Genomic DNA, 19,012 nt, shown 5'->3' with positions numbered 1-19,012 from the left:
TTTTTTAAACAATTAGAAAAAAATCAATTGCAAACGTTCTCAATTCATATTATTTGATAGATTTTATCAAAAAAGTATAAGATATTTTATTTTATAATGTGTTTTTTATGCTAAAAAAAACCTTTGCCGGAAAAGGCAAAGGAAATATTGTTTAGATAATATAAACGCAGTTTTATTTTAAAAAGCTATCTTTTGTTTCCAGTAATGAAGTGCCCATCAAAAATTCATCCACTTTCCTGGCACATTCTCTGCCCTCGCTTATAGCCCAAACCACTAAAGATTGTCCGCGGCGCATATCTCCGGCAGTAAATATTTTAGGAATATTGGTTTGATAAGCGGCCTCAGTTGCTTTTACATTTCCTCTTTCGTCCAGTTCAATTTCCAGCTGCTGTACCAGCCCTTCATATTGCGGATGTAAAAATCCCATGGCTAAAAATGCCAGTTCGCAAGGGATCTCTCTTTCGCTATCAGTTCTTTCTACAAATTTTGCCGGCCTGCCATCTTCAGTTATCTGCCATTCCAGGTTAACAATCTTCAATGCCTTTAAATTGCCGTTGCCGTCGCCTATAAACTCTTTTGTAGCGATGGCCCAGTTTCTGTCGGCTCCTTCTTCATGAGAAGAAGAAGTTTTTAAGGTCATCGGATATGTTGGCCATGGCATAAATGCTGTTCTGCTTTCGGGCGGCTTAGGCAATAACTCAAATTGAGTAACCGATTTTGCTTTTTGGCGATTGGAAGTTCCCACGCAATCACTCCCGGTATCTCCTCCCCCAATTACCACTACATTTTTGTTGCCGGCTAAAATATCTTCTACACCAACTTCCCTGCCTGATACTCTTTTATTTTGTTGTTTTAAAAAATCCATGGCGAAATGAACGCCTTTCAATTCTCTGCCCGGTATCTTTAAATCTCTTGGAATAGTAGAACCTCCTGCTAATACAATTACATTAAACTCTCTCAACAACTCATTAATATTTACATCAACACCCACATTGGCATTGCAACGAAATACCACACCTTCTTCTTCCATTAATTTTATTCTCCTGTCGATCACCCATTTTTCCAATTTAAAATCAGGAATACCATAGCGCAATAAACCACCCGGTGCATCATCTCTTTCAAATACCATTACATAGTGGCCGGCATAGTTCAGTTGTGCTGCAGCAGCCAAACCAGAAGGACCGCTACCTATCACTGCAATTTTTTTACCGGTGCGTACAATTGACTTTTTGGGTTGCACAAAACCTTTATCAAAAGCAATTTCAATAATATGCTTTTCAATTTCTTCAATAGTAATAGCAGGTTGATTGATACCTAACACACATGCTGATTCGCATGGTGCAGGACAAATTCTCCCGGTAAACTCAGGGAAATTATTGGTAGAAGAAAGAATATCATAGGCTTCTTTCCATTCTTTACGATACACGGCATCGTTAAATTCCGGAATGATATTACCCAGCGGGCAACCATTATGACAGAAGGGTACACCACAATTCATGCATCGTCCCGATTGTTCATTCAACTTTTCATCTGTATACCGCTGAATGAATTCGTTGTAATCAGTTAACCTTTCTTCCACTTTTCTTTTTGTTGGAAGCTCTCTCGTAAATTCCAAGAAACCTGTTGGTTTTCCCATTGTAATATTTGTTGTTTGTTGTTAGTTGTTTATTTTTTGGTAAGACGACTTTAAGAAACCAGTTTCCCTATTTTTATACGGTTTGATCAGTTCCCTGATAGCCAATCATACACTTCAATCTTCGTAAGCGTGGCTCTCCATGCTTTTTACCGCCGGGTGAGCCACTCTTTAAGGAGTGACCCACCCTTGCATATTATTTACCCACCTGCTCTTTTACCTTTCTTCCTGCCAAAGCTTTTTTATAATCAGCCGGAAACACTTTTACAAAATTTTTCAGCTGATTCTCTAAATCATTCAACACAAATTTTGCTACAGTACTTTGTGTATAGTCGTAATGCCTTTGTATCATTGCCTGCAGGAATGGTACATCTTCTTCTGCTACCGGATCAAGATCTACCATTTCTTTATTGCATAAATTTTCAAACTGGTGTTGCACATCGTATATATATGCAATACCGCCACTCATGCCTGCTGCAAAGTTTCTTCCGGTTGCACCAAGGATAATAACATTACCTCCCGTCATGTATTCGCAACCGTGATCTCCCACTCCTTCCACCACTACATTAGCACCACTGTTACGTACACCAAAGCGTTCTCCTGCTTTACCTCTTATAAAAGCTTCGCCATCGGTAGCGCCATAAAAAGCCACATTGCCAATAATGCTGTTTTCTTCAGGCACAAAACCGGCATCTTTTGACGGATACACAATTAATTTAGCTCCACTCAATCCTTTGCCAAAATAATCATTGGCATCACCTTCCAGCTCCAGCGTAACACCTTTGGTATTGAATGCGCCAAAGCTTTGTCCCGCTGTACCGTTAAATTTAAAGTGTATGGTTTCTTCAGGTAACCCGGCCGCTTTATAAATCTTAGTGATCTCGTTAGATAAAATGGTACCGGCTGTTCTATCCGTATTTTTTATATCGAATGCAGCAGTAACTTTTTCTTGCTTTTCCAAAGCAGGTTTTGCAGCTTCTAACAATTTCCAATCCAATACTTTTTCTAATTCATGATCCTGCTGCTCCATGTTATATAAACCGGTGTATGCAGAAGCTGGTTCTTTATACAAAATGGCAGACAGGTCGAGATTATTATATTTCCAGTGCTGGATATTTTCTTTTTGCTCCAAACATTCTGCCTGGCCCACCATTTCGTTAATGGTTCTGAAACCGAGTTCCGCCATGATCTCTCTTAATTCCTGTGTTAAGAATTTAAAGAAGTTCACTACGTGATCTGCATTACCGGTAAAACGTTTTCTTAATTCAGGGTCCTGTGTAGCCACACCAACCGGGCAGGTGTTTAAATGACATTTACGCATCATGATACAACCTTCAACAACTAATGCTGCAGTTGCTACTCCCCATTCTTCTGCACCCAATAAAGTTGCAATAGCAATATCTCTTGCAGTCTTCATTTGTCCATCAGCCTGCAACACTACACGGCTGCGTAATTTATTTTTTACCAGGGTTTGATGTGATTCTGCCAAACCTAGCTCCCACGGTAACCCTGCATGTTTAATAGAACTTATCGGAGAGGCACCGGTACCGCCATCAAAACCAGAAATTAAAACCACATCTGCCTTTGCTTTGGCAACACCTGCAGCAATTGTGCCAACGCCTGCTTTACTTACCAGTTTTACATTGATCCTTGCGGCACGGTTAGCATTTTTAAGATCGAAAATCAATTGTGCCAGGTCTTCAATAGAATAAATATCATGGTGCGGTGGCGGAGAAATTAATCCCACACCTGGTGTAGCATGACGCACTTTACCAATCCAGTCATCTACTTTATGCCCGGGTAACTGTCCACCTTCACCTGGCTTTGCGCCTTGTGCCATTTTAATTTGTAATTCATCCGCTTCAGTTAAGTACAAACTGGTTACACCAAATCTTGCTGATGCTACTTGCTTGATTGCAGAACGCATAGAATCTCCGTTGGCCAGTTTATCATAACGCCTGTCATCTTCTCCACCCTCGCCGGTATTGCTTTTACCGCCAAGGCGGTTCATGGCAACAGCCAACGTGGTATGCGCTTCCCAACTGATGGAACCAAAGCTCATGGCGCCGGTTGCAAAACGTTTGTAAATATTTTCAGCAGGTTCTACTTCATCAATTGAAATAGAAGGCCTGTTCTTTTTAAATTGAAACAAACTCCTTAGCGTAGCCGCTTTTTCACTCTGGTCGTTTACATGCTTCGTATATTTTTTAAACGTAGCATAGTCATTCATCTTCGTTGAATATTGCAACAGGTGAATGGTAGTTGGATTAAATAAATGAAATTCCCCTTTACGTTTCCATTGGTAAATTCCCCCTACCGGCAATCTATCAACAGGAATATTCTTTTTGCTAAAGGCTTGCAGATGTTTCGCCAGCGCTTCTTTTGCAATGCCATCTAATGTAACACCATCAATACGGCTTACGGCACCCGTGAAATATTTATCTACCACATCTCTGTGCAAACCTAATATTTCAAAAATCTGTGCCCCCTGGTAGGATTGCAATGTAGAGATACCCATTTTAGAGAACACTTTCAATAAACCATCACAAACTGCTTTGATATAATTTTTACGCAGGTCTCTCCATTCCAGGTCAGTTTTAATAACACCACTGACTTTCATGTTCCTGATCGCCGCCATTGCTAAGTAAGGATTGATTGCTGTAGCACCAAAACCCAGCAAACATGCAAAGTGATGTACTTCCCAAACATCACCTGCTTCTACCACAATACCAACTTGTCCACGTAAACCTTTACGGATCAAATGATGATGGACTGCGGCTGTGGCTAACAGTGATGGTATAGCAACGTGATCGCTATCAACAGCACGGTCGCACAAAATCAAAACTTCAAAACCATCATGCACGGCATCTTCCGCATAGCGGCACAATCTTTCCAAACCTCTTTGTAAAGAGCCTGGTTTTTCATCAGCACGGAAATACGTCTGCAAAGTTTTTGCCTGGAAAATCCCGGTATCAATACTTCTTAGTTTCTCTAATTCGGTACTGGTTAATATCGGCTGCTTTAATGCTACGGTATGGCAATGCTCAGGGCTTTCATCTAGTAAATTACCATTGTTACCCACAAATGTTGCCAGGCTCATTACCAATCTTTCTCTTATCGGATCGATCGGCGGATTAGTAACCTGTGCAAATAATTGTTTGAAATAAGAACTTAAATGTTGCGGCTGATCACTCAATACAGCTAATGGCACATCAGTACCCATTGAGCCAATAGGTTCTTTACCATCCAAAGCCATTGGCTTTAAAATAGTATCAATATCTTCTGTAGAATAACCAAATGCTTTTTGATATTTTAAAATAGAAGCATCAGATAAATGCGTAAAAGAAACTCTTGGTTCTTCAATTTCTTCTAAACGTATTTTATATTGATTCAGGTAATCGCCATAAGGTTTCTGGCTGCAGATTTTTTGTTTCAATTCATCATCGCTGATGATCCTTCCCTGCTCCATATCCACCACAAACATTTTACCTGGTTGCAGCCTTCCTTTTTCTTTAATTAATTTCTGATCAACAGGCAATGCCCCGGTTTCGCTGGCCATGATAACCCTGTCATCGGTAGTAACACAATATCTTGAAGGACGTAAACCATTTCTATCTAATGTTGCGCCAATTATTTTTCCATCAGTAAATGAAATAGATGCCGGTCCGTCCCATGGTTCCATGATTGATGCATAGAATTCATAGAAAGATTTTTTTACCGGATCCATATCTTCATTACCATCCCATGCCTCTGGAATCAGCATCATCATTACATGTGGTAAGCTTCTGCCGCATAATAATAATAACTCGATCATATTATCTAAGCAAGCAGAATCGGATTGCTGGCTGGTTACAACCGGCAATAACATTTCCATTTCTTCTTTACTGAAAAAAGTAGAAGTAAATTCATGTTCGCCTGCTTTCAACCAGTTAATATTCCCTTGTAAAGTATTGATCTCTCCATTATGTGCAATGTAGCGGAATGGTTGCGCTAATTTCCAGGAAGGAAAAGTATTGGTTGCAAAACGTGAATGCACCAAACCAAAAGCACTTACCACTCTTTTATTACTCAGATCAGGAAAATAATTTCTTACCTGCGTACTGGTCAATTGCCCTTTGTAAACAATGGTTTTGTAAGACAAAGAAGCAATGTAAAAACCAATAGCATCTTTTCTTACTGTACTATTAATAGTGTGCGTTGCATAATTACGCAACACAAAAAGTTTGCGTTCAAATTCATCAGCATTTTTCACATTATCCGGACAGGCAATAAATACGTGTTCCATTTCAGGTTCTACGCTTAAAGCTGTAGGGCCAATGTTTTCTGTATTTACAGGCACTTTTCTATAAGCAAGAATTTCCATGCCCAATTTTTCAGCGGCCCTGTTAAATACTGCACGGCATTCTTCACGCAATCTTATTTCTCTTGGAAAAAACATTACGCCTACCCCGTACTTACCAAATGGAGGTAGATGAACGCCTAATTTAATGCATTCATCAAAAAAGAATTCATGTGGCATTTGTAACATAATACCTGCACCATCGCCTGAATTATTTTCGCAACCACATGCACCACGATGTTCCATGTTTTCCAACACCGTTAATGCGTCAGCAATATGCTGGTGCGATTTGTTGCCTTTTATATTGGCAACAAAACCTATACCGCAGGCATCATGCTCGTATCGTTCATCATACAAGCCTTTGTTGGCATTAACCGATGTAGCATTGTTTAACATTGCTGTCTTTTTTTGTTCGTTCATTTTTGTTAAGCAGTTTTATTGTTAGCCAAACTTCTATAGCAAGCAATCGTTACTCTTCGCTTGGATGGGCCACCCCAATAAGGGTGGCTCACCCAGTTTTGTTATCTCCGGGTGAGCCACTCTTTAAGGAGTGACCACCCTATTTTCTTATTGCCGGGTGAGCCACTCTTAAGGAGTGACCCACCCTTGCATTATACTAAATATCCAAATGCATTATCACCGCTTTTCAACTCGGTATAATTGATATGGTATTGATTTAAATTTTTCAACAACAAATCATAATCTTCCCTGGTCTTTAATTCAATGCCTACTAATGCAGGGCCGGTTTCTTTATTATGCTTCTGCATGTATTCAAAACGGGTGATATCATCATTCTCTCCCAACACATGATTTACAAATTCTTTTAAAGCACCGGGCCGTTGTGCAAAACGTACCAGGAAGTAATGTTTTAATCCTTCGTATTGCAGGCTGCGTTCTTTTATTTCCTGCATACGGTCAATATCATTGTTACTGCCGCTTACAATACATACTACATTCTTACCCTTTATTTCTGCTGCATAATCATCTAAAGCTGCAATGCTTAATGCACCTGCAGGTTCTGCAACAATCGCATCTTCATTGTATAATTTTAAAATTGTGGTACATACTTTTCCTTCAGGTACTAAATGCATATCATCCAATACATCTTTGCAAATAGAAAAAGTAATTTCACCCACACGTTTTACAGCAGCGCCATCAACAAATCTTTCTATATTATCCAGCGTAACAGGATGCCCTGCTTTCAATGCTTCAAACATACTGGGAGCACCTTCCGGCTCCACACCAATAATTTTTGTTTTAGGTGAGAAGGTTTTAAAATAAGTTCCCACACCTGCACTTAAACCACCGCCACCAACGGGCATAAATAAAAAATCAACATCCGATTGGTCTTCTAAGATTTCCACACCAACGGTTCCCTGTCCTTCAATAATTTTATAATCATCAAATGGCGGAATAAAAGTCATGCCATTTTCTTCGGTATATTTTTTTGCAGCAATCGCACAATCATCAAATGTATCTCCTACTAATTTTACGGTAAGCTTATCTTCGCCAAACATTTTTGTCTGGGTAATTTTTTGATTGGGTGTTATCACCGGCATAAACACTACGCCATTAGTATTTAACTTTTTGCAACTGTACGCAAACCCTTGCGCATGGTTGCCTGCACTGGCGCATACCACACCACGTTGTAATTGATCGGGAGATAAGCTACTCATCATATTGTAAGCGCCACGTAATTTGTATGAACGTACCACCTGCAGATCTTCCCTCTTTAAAAAAATATTACATTGATATTTTTTTGAAAGATTCAGATTAAAGGTTAATGGCGTTCTGTTCACCACGCTTTTTAAACGTTGTGCAGCGTCTGCAAAATTCAATATCGTGTTCACTGTTGTATCCATGGTGTTAAGCATTAGTGCTTATAGATTTCATAGCTGTCATCGCTTCTCTTAATTGAGTACCGATCTTTTCTACAGGGTGAGAACGTAAAATTTTATTTACCGCAATTAAAGTTTTATTATCCACGCTACCATCCTTGCCTGTATTGTAGTTTTTGCCAATTACATCGGTATCTATCTTACTCATAAAATCAGCCAGCAATGGTTTACAGGCATGATCAAATAAGTAACAACCATATTCAGCTGTATCAGAAATCACCCTGTTCATTTCAAATAATTTTTTACGGGCAATGGTATTAGCGATCAATGGCGTTTCGTGTAAAGATTCATAGTAAGCCGATTCTTCTTTGATACCTGCTTCCACCATTGTTTCAAAAGCTAATTCCACACCGGCACGTATCATGGCAACAAATAATAAACAGTTGTCAAAATATTCCTGCTCACCAATCTTCACATCACCTGCAGGTGTTTTTTCAAAAGCAGTTTCCCCGGTTGCAGCACGCCATGCCAATAAATTTTTATCGCCGGCAGCCCAGTCTTCCATCATTGTTTTGCTGAACTCACCGCTCATGATATCGTCCTGGTGTTTTTGAAACAACGGACGCATGATAGTTTTCAATTCTTCGGATAATTCAAAGGCTTTTATTTTTGCAGGGTTAGATAACCTGTCCATCATGGCAGTAATACCACCTTGCTTTAACGCTTCCGTAATTACTTCCACACCATACTGTACCAGCTTAGAAGCATAGCCTTTATCAATTCCTTTTTCTACCATTTTATTAAAACAAAGTATAGAGCCTGTTTGCAACAAACCGCATAAAATAGTTTGTTCGCCCATCAGGTCAGATTTTACTTCCGCCACAAATGAAGAGCGCAATACACCAGCTTTATGTCCACCTGTTCCTGCTGCATACGCTTTGGCTTGCTCCAACCCTTTTCCTTCAGGATCATTTTCGGGATGCACTGCAATTAATGTAGGTACACCAAAGCCACGTACATATTCTGCACGAACTTCTGAACCCGGACATTTTGGTGCTACCATTATTACGGTAAGATCTTTACGTATCTGTGTTCCTTCTTCAACAATATTAAAACCATGAGAGTAAGAAAGCGTAGCTCCTTTTTTCATCAACGGCATTACTGCCGCAACAACAGCTGTGTGTTGTTTATCTGGAGTAAGATTCAAAACCAAATCCGCCGTCGGAATTAATTGTTCGTAAGTACCTACAGTAAAATTGTTTTCAGTTGCACTCTTCCATGATTGTCTTTTTGAATCAATCGCTTCCTGGCGTAAAGCATAAGAAACATCTAAACCTGAATCTCTTAAATTTAATCCCTGGTTTAAGCCCTGTGCGCCGCAACCAATAATTACTAATTTCTTTCCTTTCAATGCATTTACGCCGTTTGAAAATTCACTAATATCCATAAACTCACATACACCCAGTTGATTTAATTGTTCTCTTAGCGGTAATGTGTTGAAATAATTTCCCATCTTTTTCTTTTATTTTTTAATGATTGTGTTGTATTATTTTGTTGATAGACTTTTTCTTATTGCCATCGAATAACCCAGGTGCAACGCATCATGTACTGACACAAATCTTACGGCATCTTCAATGTTATTTAATGGATAGCCATAAGAAGTTACATAAGGTTGATAATTAATAAATACATTTTCGCCTAATGCTTTTTCAAGATCGCTGATATTGGAAAGCATGTATCCTTTAAAGAGATTTATCGTTTCTTCACTAATAAGACCTTCCGGCTTAGTACCTTTCTTAAAATTGGCAATAAAATCAGGTAACACATTTAAAGCCACTCCCGAAAGCCCGTTACACAAACCTTGCTGAGCCGCCACAATATGGCCAAAATTCCAGGCGATATTATTGCTCATGCCTGCAGGAATTTCATTCAGTTGTCCGATAGATAAACCTTCCACCAATTGAATGAAGCGATTTCTTGTTTGTTTTATTAATTCAATTTGTTTTTGCATTGTTTTATTTTTGAAATCACTTTTATTTTTTGGGTGAGCCACCCTTGAAGGGGTGACCCACCCAAAAAATTACATTGAAAACACTTCTTCGTTCTGATTTAAGAATTCATTTTCTACAGCTTCTTCACCCGGCTCCTTGTATTCAAACTCACTTAATTTTTTATGGAAGCCTTCGCTGTCTTTGATGATCGCAATTCTTGCACTGCGTACAAATTCAATCAACCCATAAGGCTCCAGCACTTTTATAAAATTGTCTGTCTCTTCTCTTTGCCCGGCTACTTCAAACACGGTGTAATCTTTACGTATCACTACGGCTTTTGCGCCATGCTGGCTTAATAATCTTTCTACTTTTACTTCTTCAGCAATAATATCAGTAGGTACTTTGTATAATGCCAGTTCCTGCCATATAATTTCGTCATTGGTATTAAAATACACTTTCAACACTTCTACCTGTTTTTCAATCTGGCGACACACTTTACGTACCACTTCTTCCGATTCGTTGATGACAATTGTAAAACGATGTACGCTATCTATTTCGCTAGGTGAAGTATTTAAACTTTCGATATTAATTTTTCTGCGGGAGAAAATAATAGCGATACGGTTTAACAAACCAATCTGGTTTTCTGTATAAACTGTTATAGTATATTCTTGCTTTTGCATGTTGTTGTTTTTTTAAAACAATTAAATTTCATCTTTCGATAAAACGATTTCCGAAACGCCTCTTCCCTGCGGTACCATCGGGAAAACATTATTTTCCTTACCTACCATTACTTCTAATAAGTAACTTCCTTTATGATCAAGCATAGTTTGCAAAGCTTCTTTCAACTGTGCTCTTTCGCTTACTTTTTGTCCGTCGATATAATATCCCTTTGCTACCTGTACAAAATCAGGGCTGGTAATATTTACAAACGAATATCTTTTTTCGTGAAATAATTGTTGCCACTGGCGTACCATTCCTAAAAACTGGTTATTCAATATCAACACTTTTACATCTACATTAAACTGCATGATCGTTCCCAGTTCCTGGATGGTCATTTGAATTCCACCATCACCTGCAATAGCAACAACAGTTCTTTCAGGCGCTCCGTATTTTGCACCAATAGCTGTAGGCAATGCAAAACCCATTGTACCTAAACCACCACTGGTAATATTACTTTTCGACTGATTATATTTTGCATAACGGCAAGCTACCATCTGGTGTTGACCCACATCTGTCACAATCACTGCATCTCCTTTCGTTAATTCATTCAACAAATTAATTACTTCACCCATCGTCAACTCATCTGTAACAGGATTCAACTCTGCATTGATGCATTTTTCTTCTTCCTTTTTTTGATACTCTTTAAATTTATTCAACCAGGCCGTATGTGTTTTTGCTTGTACCAATTCGGTAAGCATGGGTAATGTTTCTTTACAATCGCCCCATACAGGCACGGTTGTTTTTACATTCTTATCAATTTCAGAAGGATCAATATCTAAATGAATAACTTTTGCCTGCTTAGCATATTTATCCAAACGTCCTGTAACCCTGTCATCAAAACGCATTCCCACTGCTATCAACACATCACATTCATTAGTTAAAACATTAGGACCATAATTACCATGCATACCTAACATACCCACTGCAAGCGGATGATAAGTTGGTATTGCACTCATACCCATGATCGTCCATGCACTCGGAATACCAGTTTTTTCAATGAAGGCTGCAAATTCTTTTTCTGCTTTACCTAAAATTACTCCCTGGCCAAAGATCACAAATGGCTTCTCTGCTTTATTAATTAATTCAGCTGCTTGCTCAACATATGTTTTACGTACGATTGGTTTAGGACGGTAACTACGGATATGATCACATTTTTTATAACCTTCGTAATTAAATAATTGTAACTGTGCATTTTTAGTAATGTCTATCAACACTGGTCCTGGCCTTCCGCTACCAGCTATATAAAAAGCCTTTGCCAGCACTGCAGGAATTTCTGTAGCATCTGTTACCTGGTAATTCCATTTTGTAACTGGTGTTGTAATATTGATCACATCCGTTTCCTGGAAGGCATCGGTACCTAACAAATGTGCAAACACCTGACCGGTAATGCAAACCAAAGGCGTGCTATCAATCATTGCATCTGCCAAACCAGTAACAAGGTTAGTAGCACCAGGTCCACTTGTTGCAAATACCACACCTGTTCTGCCACTCACTCTTGCAAAACCCTGTGCAGCGTGTATGGCTCCCTGCTCGTGACGAACCAATATGTGCGTCAGCTTATCATGATAATCATACAAAGCATCATAGATGGGCATAATAGCACCACCGGGATACCCAAAAATGGTATCCACTCCTTCATATAAAAAAGCTTCTAATACAGCCTGCCCTCCGGAGATGGTAGTATTCTTTCTCGCCTCTACTTTTTCTTTAATTAATTCCAATGTTTCCATAACAATTTATTTTAAGCTTCGTCCGTTACACAACCCTGGCTTGCATCTTTTACGCATTGAGCATATTTGTACAAAACACCTTTGGTAACTTTTAAAGCTGGTTGTTGCCATTTTTTTCTACGCTCTGCAATAACTGCTTCGCTTACTTTAAGGTTGATCCTGTTTTTTGTGGCATCTAATTCTATGATATCATTATCTTCTACCAATCCTATTAATCCGCCTTCGTAAGCTTCGGGTGTAATGTGCCCGACGACAAAACCATGAGAACCGCCGCTAAATCTTCCGTCAGTAATTAAGGCTACATCTTTTCCTAATCCGGCGCCAGTAATGGCAGAAGTTGGCTTCAACATTTCGGGCATACCCGGCGCTCCTTTCGGACCTTCATTTTTTATTACCACTACGTCACCTTTTTTCACTCTCCCATTTGCAATGCCTGCCACCAAATCTTTTTCTCCATCAAATACTCTTGCCGGTCCTTCAAAACGTTCGCCTTCTTTACCACTGATCTTTGCCACACTTCCTTTTTCGGCAAGGTTACCATACAATATTTGTAAATGACCTGTTGCTTTCAACGGCGTTTCTAAAGGGAAAATTATTTTTTGTGTTTCAAAGTTTATCGGTTCAATAGCTGCCAGGTTTTCAGCTACCGTTTTTCCTGTTACTGTGAGGCAATCTCCATGCAGCAATCCTTTACTCAGCAAATATTTCATTACAGCGGGTACACCTCCATGTTGGTGTAATTCCTGCATCAGGTATTTTCCGCTGGGTTTAAAATCTGCCAGTACCGGTGTGCTGTTGCTGATCCGCTGAAAATCATCCTGCGTTAAATCAACGTCCACACTTTTTGCCATAGCAATTAAATGCAACACCGCATTGGTACTACCACCGAATATCATAATAGTAACGATAGCATTTTCAAATGCTTTCTTCGTCATAATATCTTTCGGCTTGATATCTTTTTCTAATAATATTTTTATTGCTTTACCAGCATCTAAACATTCCTTTTGTTTATCAGCACTCAAGGCAGGATTGCTGGAAGAATAAGGTAAACTCATTCCCAAAGCTTCAATAGCACTGGCCATCGTGTTAGCGGTATACATACCGCCACATGCACCTGCACTGGGGCAACTATGTTTTACTACTTCTTTAAAATCTTCCGGCGTTATAGATCCTGCCAGTTTTTTTCCCAGTGCTTCAAATGCCGAAATAATATTTAATTCTTCGCCTTTGTAATGCCCCGGTTCAATGGTGCCCCCATATACCATTATTGATGGACGGTTTAATCTTCCCATTGCCATAACAGAACCCGGCATATTTTTATCACAACCAGGTAATGCGATCAATCCATCATAATAAAATCCGCCGCATACGGCTTCAATACTATCCGCAATCAAATCACGGCTAACCAGCGAGTAACGCATACCGTCAGTTCCGTTACTGATACCATCACTAATGCCAATGGTATTAAAGATCAATCCCACCATGTCAGCATCCCAAACACCTTGCTTTACTGTTTTGGCCAGGTCATTCAAATGCATGTTGCAGGTGTTACCATCGTAACCCATACTGCAAACACCTACCTGTGGTTTTTTCAAATCCTCTTCTGTTAACCCAATGCCGTACAACATGGCTTGTGCAGCCGGCTGCGTTTCATCTTGCGTTAATACTTTCGAATATTTATTTAATTCCATCTTATTGAATTGCCTTTGGCGAATTATTTTTCTTTTGTAACAAACTATATTTCTCTTTTCAACTTCATTGGCGTCGCACTCTTGTACGTTATACCATTGGTGAACATTACAGATTTTTTATTTTTTGCTTACTTTCAATTCAAAGCATCTTTTATTTTCTTCACCGGGTGAGCCACTCTTTAAGGAGTGACCCACCCTGGCTTCGGTCTTCGCTTCAATCTTCCGGTTCCCTATCCTCAAGAAGAGGGGTTGGGGTAAGGTCAAAAAAAAACAACCCGCCTTTTTGGAGGCGGGTCGCTATATATATTTACTTTTATTTTATAAGCTTGTTCCTCCTCCATGCAGTGCAGGTATAATAATGACAATCACAATAATAATTACTGCGATTTTTGTAATGACATTATTTAATTTGATGCTCAACATAAAGGAATGTTATTACACAAATATACCTATACTAAAAATAAAAACCAAAGAACTTTTTAAAATAGCTGTAAAGGAAAAAGCCACAAGGGATAACTTATTGCAACCGGCTACTGTTTGCCCCCTTGAAGCTGGTAACTTCTCCCCTTCCTATTTATATAATCGTTGATTTTCTCAACTCAATATTTTCTTTATTTAACCTGCCCGGAATTTTATTACCGATATAGTCGCTGATCAATTCTCCAATGGTGGAAGTGAAATAAAAATTGATGGGCTCAATATCTTTGGTAACAAATTGATTGGTCAATGTCCATTCAACAGCTTCTCTTACTAAGGCAGCTTCTTCTCTTAATTCAAAATAATCCAGCAACATAGCTGCGGATAAAATAGAACCAATAGGATTTGCAATATCTTTCCCGGTGGCCTGAGGATAAGAACCATGAATAGGTTCGAACAATGCTGTTTTATTTCCAACAGATGCAGAAGGTAATAAACCCAATGAACCACTGATCACACTGGCTTCATCGCTGATGATATCACCAAACATATTTTCTGTAAGAATAACATCAAATTGTTTGGGATTTAAAATGATCTGCATCGCTGCATTATCAACAAATAAAAAATCCAAAGCCACATCAGGATATTGAGCTGCCAGATCTTTTACTACCTTTCTCCAAAGCCTGGAGGTTTCCAAAACATTTGCTTTATCAACCAGCGTTAATTTTTTCTTTCTTGTCTGTGCCGATTGAAATGCCAAATGTGCTACTCTTTCAATTTCTTCTTTGGTATAAGTACAATCATCAGAGGCAATAGTTTGTTCTGCATTGATCTCTTTCTTACCAAAATAAATACCACCGGTTAATTCTCTGAAGATGATGAAATCCACCCCTTCGATATTTTTAGTTTTAAGCGGAGATAAATGATGTAAAGAAGAATACGTAGTGATAGGACGAATATTTGCAAATAATTGCAATGCTTTTCTGATACCCAGCAAACCTTGTTCAGGCCTTACTTTTGCTGTTGGATCGTTATCGTACTTCGGATGACCAATAGCGCCAAACAAAATAGCATCGCTATCCAGGCAGATGTCAACAGTTTCTTCCGGTAAAGGTGTTCCTGTTTTGTCAATTGCATCTGCACCTAACAAACAATATTTGTAGTCAAACTCATGGCCAAATTGTTCAGCAATAGCATTCAATACTTTTACTGATTGTTTGGTTACTTCCGGCCCAATGCCGTCGCCTTCAATTACTGCAATATTTTTTTTAAGACTCATAAATTATTATACGGATTGTTTTTCAAAATTTTCTATTTCACCAATGCTGTTGATCAGGTAATCAATATCATCGTACCCATTGATCATGCAGGTTTTTTTATAGGAATTGATCTCAAAACTTTCTTTGTCGCCGTTTGCATCAATAGTAATAGTTTGTGCTTCCAGGTCGATAGAAAGTGTTGACGTATTATTTTGTGTAAATATTTTTTGTACAAAATCTTCCGATACTGTTATTGGCAACAAGCCATTGTTCAATGCATTGTTCTTAAAAATATCTGCAAAGAAACTGCTCACCACTACTTTAAATCCATAATCCACAATGGACCATGCAGCATGTTCTCTTGATGAACCGCAACCGAAATTTTTTCCTGCTACTAAAATGTCGCCTTTATATTGTGCCTGGTTTAAAACAAAATCTGCTTTAGGCGTTGCTTCGTTATCATTTTCATAACGCCAGTCACGAAATAAATTCTTGCCAAAACCATCTTTGGTAGTAGCTTTTAAAAACCTTGCAGGAATAATCTGATCCGTATCTACGTTTTCGTTTTGTAGTGGAACAAACCTGCTGGTGATATTTTTGAAACCTTCTTTCATTGTCGTGAGTCGTGAATTGTGAGTCGTGAGTAAACCACTCAACACTCATGTTTTAATATTAATTGTTAAGAAATTCTCTAACGTCTGATACAAAACCTGTAACCGCAGCTGCAGCAGCTGATAAAGGACTTGCCAGTAATGTTCTTGCACCTGCACCTTGCCGGCCTTCAAAATTTCTGTTGCTTGTGCTGATGCAATATTTGCCTGCAGGAATTTTATCTTCATTCATTCCTAAACAAGCAGAGCAACCTGGTTGACGCAATTGAAACCCTGCGGCTTCAAAAACTTTATCAATACCTTCTTCGATAGCCTGTTTTTCTACTTGTTTACTTCCAGGAACGATCCACACTTCTACATTATCTGCCTTATGTTTTCCTTTTACAAAGCTGGCCACCATTCTCAAATCTTCTATTCTTGAATTAGTACAGCTACCAATAAATACATAATCAATTTTTTGTCCTTTTATAGGATGGCCTTGCTGCAATCCCATATAGGCCAAAGATTTTTCCAAACCGGATTTATCATTGTCATTTACTTCTGCCAGTGTTGGAATATTTTCATTTACGCCAATGCCCATTCCCGGGTTGGTGCCATAAGTGATCATCGGCGTAATATCTGCTGCATCTAAAGTGATCTCTTTATCAAATGTTGCATCAGCATCGGTAAACAATGTTTTCCAGTACGCTAATTTTTTATCCCATTCTGCTCCTGCCGGTGCAAATTTTCTGCCTTTGATATAACTGAAAGTTGTTTCATCAGGAGCGATCATACCGCACCTTGCCCCCATTTCAATACTCATATTGCAAATGGTCATTCTTGCTTCCATGCTTAAACTGCGGATAGCACTACCGGCAAACTCTACAGCGTAACCAGTAGCACCACTTGCAGTAATCTTCGAAAGGACATATAGCACGATATCTTTAGACACAACCCCATTTTTTAATGCGCCATCAATATTGATACGCATTAATTTGGGTTTTGTCTGCATTAAACATTGTGTTGATAAAACCATTTCCACTTCGCTGGTACCAATACCAAATGCGATAGCACCAAATGCACCGTGTGTACTTGTATGTGAGTCGCCGCACACAATCGTGTTACCCGGTTGCGTAATTCCCAACTCAGGGCCAATCACATGCACAATGCCCTGGAAAGGGTGACCAAGGCCATACAATTCAACGCCATGTTCGGCGCAGTTTTTTATCAGGGCTTCTACTTGTAATCTTCCTAATTCTTCTTTAATGGGTAAATGCTGATTTAATGTAGGCACATTATGATCAGCAGTAGCGATAGTTTGTTGGGGGCGAAAAACTTTAATGCCTCTTTTATTCAGTCCTGTAAAGGCTTGCGGGCTGGTTACTTCATGAATAAAATGTTTGTCGATATATAAAACAGAAGGTCCGCCTTCGATATTTTTTACGATGTGTGTATTCCAGATTTTGTCAAATAATGTTTGTGCCATTTCTTTTTTTTAAAAGAGTGGGGGACAATCCCCCACCACTAAACTAAAACTAAACTAAAACGCATGAGAAAGAATTAAGCCGTAGCCAATGTCTTTTGTTGATGGCTCAGCGCCATATGAGCAAGATCGTTATCGTCAACTTCCTTTTTACTGTCAGCTAACTGAGTAAAATGTTCGTATAAAACATCAATATCATTTCTATCAAACTGGTAATTTAATTTTTGAAAACGGTGTGCCAGTGCACTGCGGCCACTTCTTGCCGTTAGTACAATTTTTGAGCTATCAGCACCCACTTCTTCAGGAGCAATAATTTCATAAGTGCTGGTATCTTTTAAAAACCCGTCCTGGTGAATACCAGATGAATGAGAAAAAGCATTAGATCCAACAATTGCTTTATTTGGTTGTACCGGCATACGCATGGTGTCGCTTACCAAGCGGCTCATCGGGTTTAACAAGGTTGCATTAATATCTGTATGTAAACCTAACTCTTTGTGTTGTTTAATTACCATCACTACTTCTTCCAATGAAGTATTGCCTGCTCTTTCCCCCAATCCGTTAATGGTACATTCAATTTGTCTTGCACCAGCAATAACACCTGCAATACTGTTGGCGGTGGCTAATCCTAAATCATTATGACAATGGCAACTGATGATGGCTTTATCAATATTAGGAACGTTATTAATTAAGTAAGCAATTTTTTCGCCGTACTGGTGTGGTAAACAATAACCTGTTGTATCAGGAATATTAACAACAGTTGCACCAGCTTTAATCACGGCTTCTATTACTCTTGCTAAATAACCATTTTCAGTTCTTCCGGCATCTTCTGCATAAAACTCAATATCGTCGGTATATTTTTTTGCCCACTTTACTGCTTGTATCGCCCTTTCTAAAATTTCGTCTTGTGTAGCATTGAACTTTGCCTTGATATGAGAATCAGAAGTACCAATACCGGTATGGATCCTAGGACGTTTAGCAAATTTGATAGCCTCTCCTGCTGCTTCAATATCTTTTTGCACTGCACGGCTTAAAGCGCAAACAGTAGCTTTAGTTATTAGTTTAGAAATTTCAGTAACAGATGCAAAATCGCCCGGGCTGCTGATAGGAAAACCAGCTTCAATAATATCCACTCCCAACTCTTCTAATTTCAGTGCAAGGGCTATTTTTTCGCTGCTTACTAATTTACAGCCCGGCACCTGTTCGCCGTCTCTTAATGTTGTGTCAAAAATGTGAATTTTGTCGCCTGGCATAGCTAAAGTGATTTAAGTACCTCGAAATTGTGTTTCGATTCCCCGTTAAAATTGAAAGTTTAGTTTCCTTT

At 38.9% G+C, this 19,012-nt stretch carries 12 protein-coding genes; all 12 read right to left on the bottom strand.

All coding sequences use genetic code 11. The features are described 5' to 3' along the window. Nucleotides 1-172: 172 nt before the first annotated feature. Nucleotides 173-1,636 carry a glutamate synthase subunit beta gene (locus ACQ334_RS17125; RefSeq protein WP_430989473.1) on the bottom strand — a complete coding sequence of 488 codons (1,464 nt, stop codon included), beginning with the start codon at nt 1,634-1,636 and terminating at the stop codon, nt 173-175. A gap of 193 nt (nt 1,637-1,829) precedes the next feature. After that, a complete protein-coding gene (gltB, locus tag ACQ334_RS17120) occupies nt 1,830-6,392 on the bottom strand; it encodes a glutamate synthase large subunit (RefSeq protein WP_430989472.1) in 4,563 nt (1,520 codons plus the stop codon). A 191-nt stretch (nt 6,393-6,583) separates the two neighbouring features. Next, the gene (ilvA, locus tag ACQ334_RS17115) at nt 6,584-7,834 is read right to left on the bottom strand and encodes a threonine ammonia-lyase (RefSeq protein ID WP_430989471.1); all 1,251 of its coding nucleotides are present in this window, start codon (nt 7,832-7,834) and stop codon (nt 6,584-6,586) included. Between the two features lie 4 nt (nt 7,835-7,838). Next, the gene (gene ilvC / locus ACQ334_RS17110) at nt 7,839-9,323 is read right to left on the bottom strand and encodes a ketol-acid reductoisomerase (protein ID WP_430989470.1); all 1,485 of its coding nucleotides are present in this window, start codon (nt 9,321-9,323) and stop codon (nt 7,839-7,841) included. A 33-nt stretch (nt 9,324-9,356) separates the two neighbouring features. Further along, a complete protein-coding gene (locus tag ACQ334_RS17105) occupies nt 9,357-9,821 on the bottom strand; it encodes a DinB family protein (protein WP_430989469.1) in 465 nt (154 codons plus the stop codon). A gap of 69 nt (nt 9,822-9,890) precedes the next feature. Next, entirely contained in the window at nt 9,891-10,481 is a 591-nt protein-coding gene (gene ilvN, locus ACQ334_RS17100) for an acetolactate synthase small subunit (RefSeq protein WP_430989468.1), read from the bottom strand. A gap of 21 nt (nt 10,482-10,502) precedes the next feature. Next, nucleotides 10,503-12,251: a biosynthetic-type acetolactate synthase large subunit gene (ilvB, locus tag ACQ334_RS17095; RefSeq protein WP_430989467.1), complete on the bottom strand. Its 1,749-nt coding sequence runs from the start codon at nt 12,249-12,251 to the stop codon at nt 10,503-10,505. An 11-nt stretch (nt 12,252-12,262) separates the two neighbouring features. Beyond that, the gene (gene ilvD, locus ACQ334_RS17090; protein WP_430989466.1) at nt 12,263-13,942 is read right to left on the bottom strand and encodes a dihydroxy-acid dehydratase; all 1,680 of its coding nucleotides are present in this window, start codon (nt 13,940-13,942) and stop codon (nt 12,263-12,265) included. Nucleotides 13,943-14,516: 574 nt separating this feature from the next. After that, complete coding sequence (gene leuB / locus ACQ334_RS17085; RefSeq protein WP_430989465.1) at nt 14,517-15,638, bottom strand: 3-isopropylmalate dehydrogenase; 1,122 nt, start codon at nt 15,636-15,638, stop codon at nt 14,517-14,519. Between the two features lie 6 nt (nt 15,639-15,644). Further along, nucleotides 15,645-16,232, bottom strand: a complete 588-nt coding sequence (gene leuD, locus ACQ334_RS17080; RefSeq protein WP_430989464.1) for a 3-isopropylmalate dehydratase small subunit — start codon at nt 16,230-16,232, stop codon at nt 15,645-15,647. A gap of 58 nt (nt 16,233-16,290) precedes the next feature. Then, on the bottom strand, nt 16,291-17,694 hold the full coding sequence (gene leuC / locus ACQ334_RS17075) for a 3-isopropylmalate dehydratase large subunit (protein ID WP_430989463.1): 1,404 nt from the start codon (nt 17,692-17,694) through the stop codon (nt 16,291-16,293). A 74-nt stretch (nt 17,695-17,768) separates the two neighbouring features. Further along, on the bottom strand, nt 17,769-18,941 hold the full coding sequence (locus tag ACQ334_RS17070) for a 2-isopropylmalate synthase (RefSeq protein WP_430989462.1): 1,173 nt from the start codon (nt 18,939-18,941) through the stop codon (nt 17,769-17,771). Nucleotides 18,942-19,012 lie beyond the last annotated feature (71 nt).

This window comes from Ferruginibacter sp. SUN106, from assembly GCF_050611765.1.
In the GTDB taxonomy this organism is placed as follows: Bacteria; Bacteroidota; Bacteroidia; order Chitinophagales; family Chitinophagaceae; genus Ferruginibacter.
The sequence above is the reverse complement of the archived record's forward strand: the minus strand, read 5'-3'. Positions and strand labels throughout refer to the sequence as shown.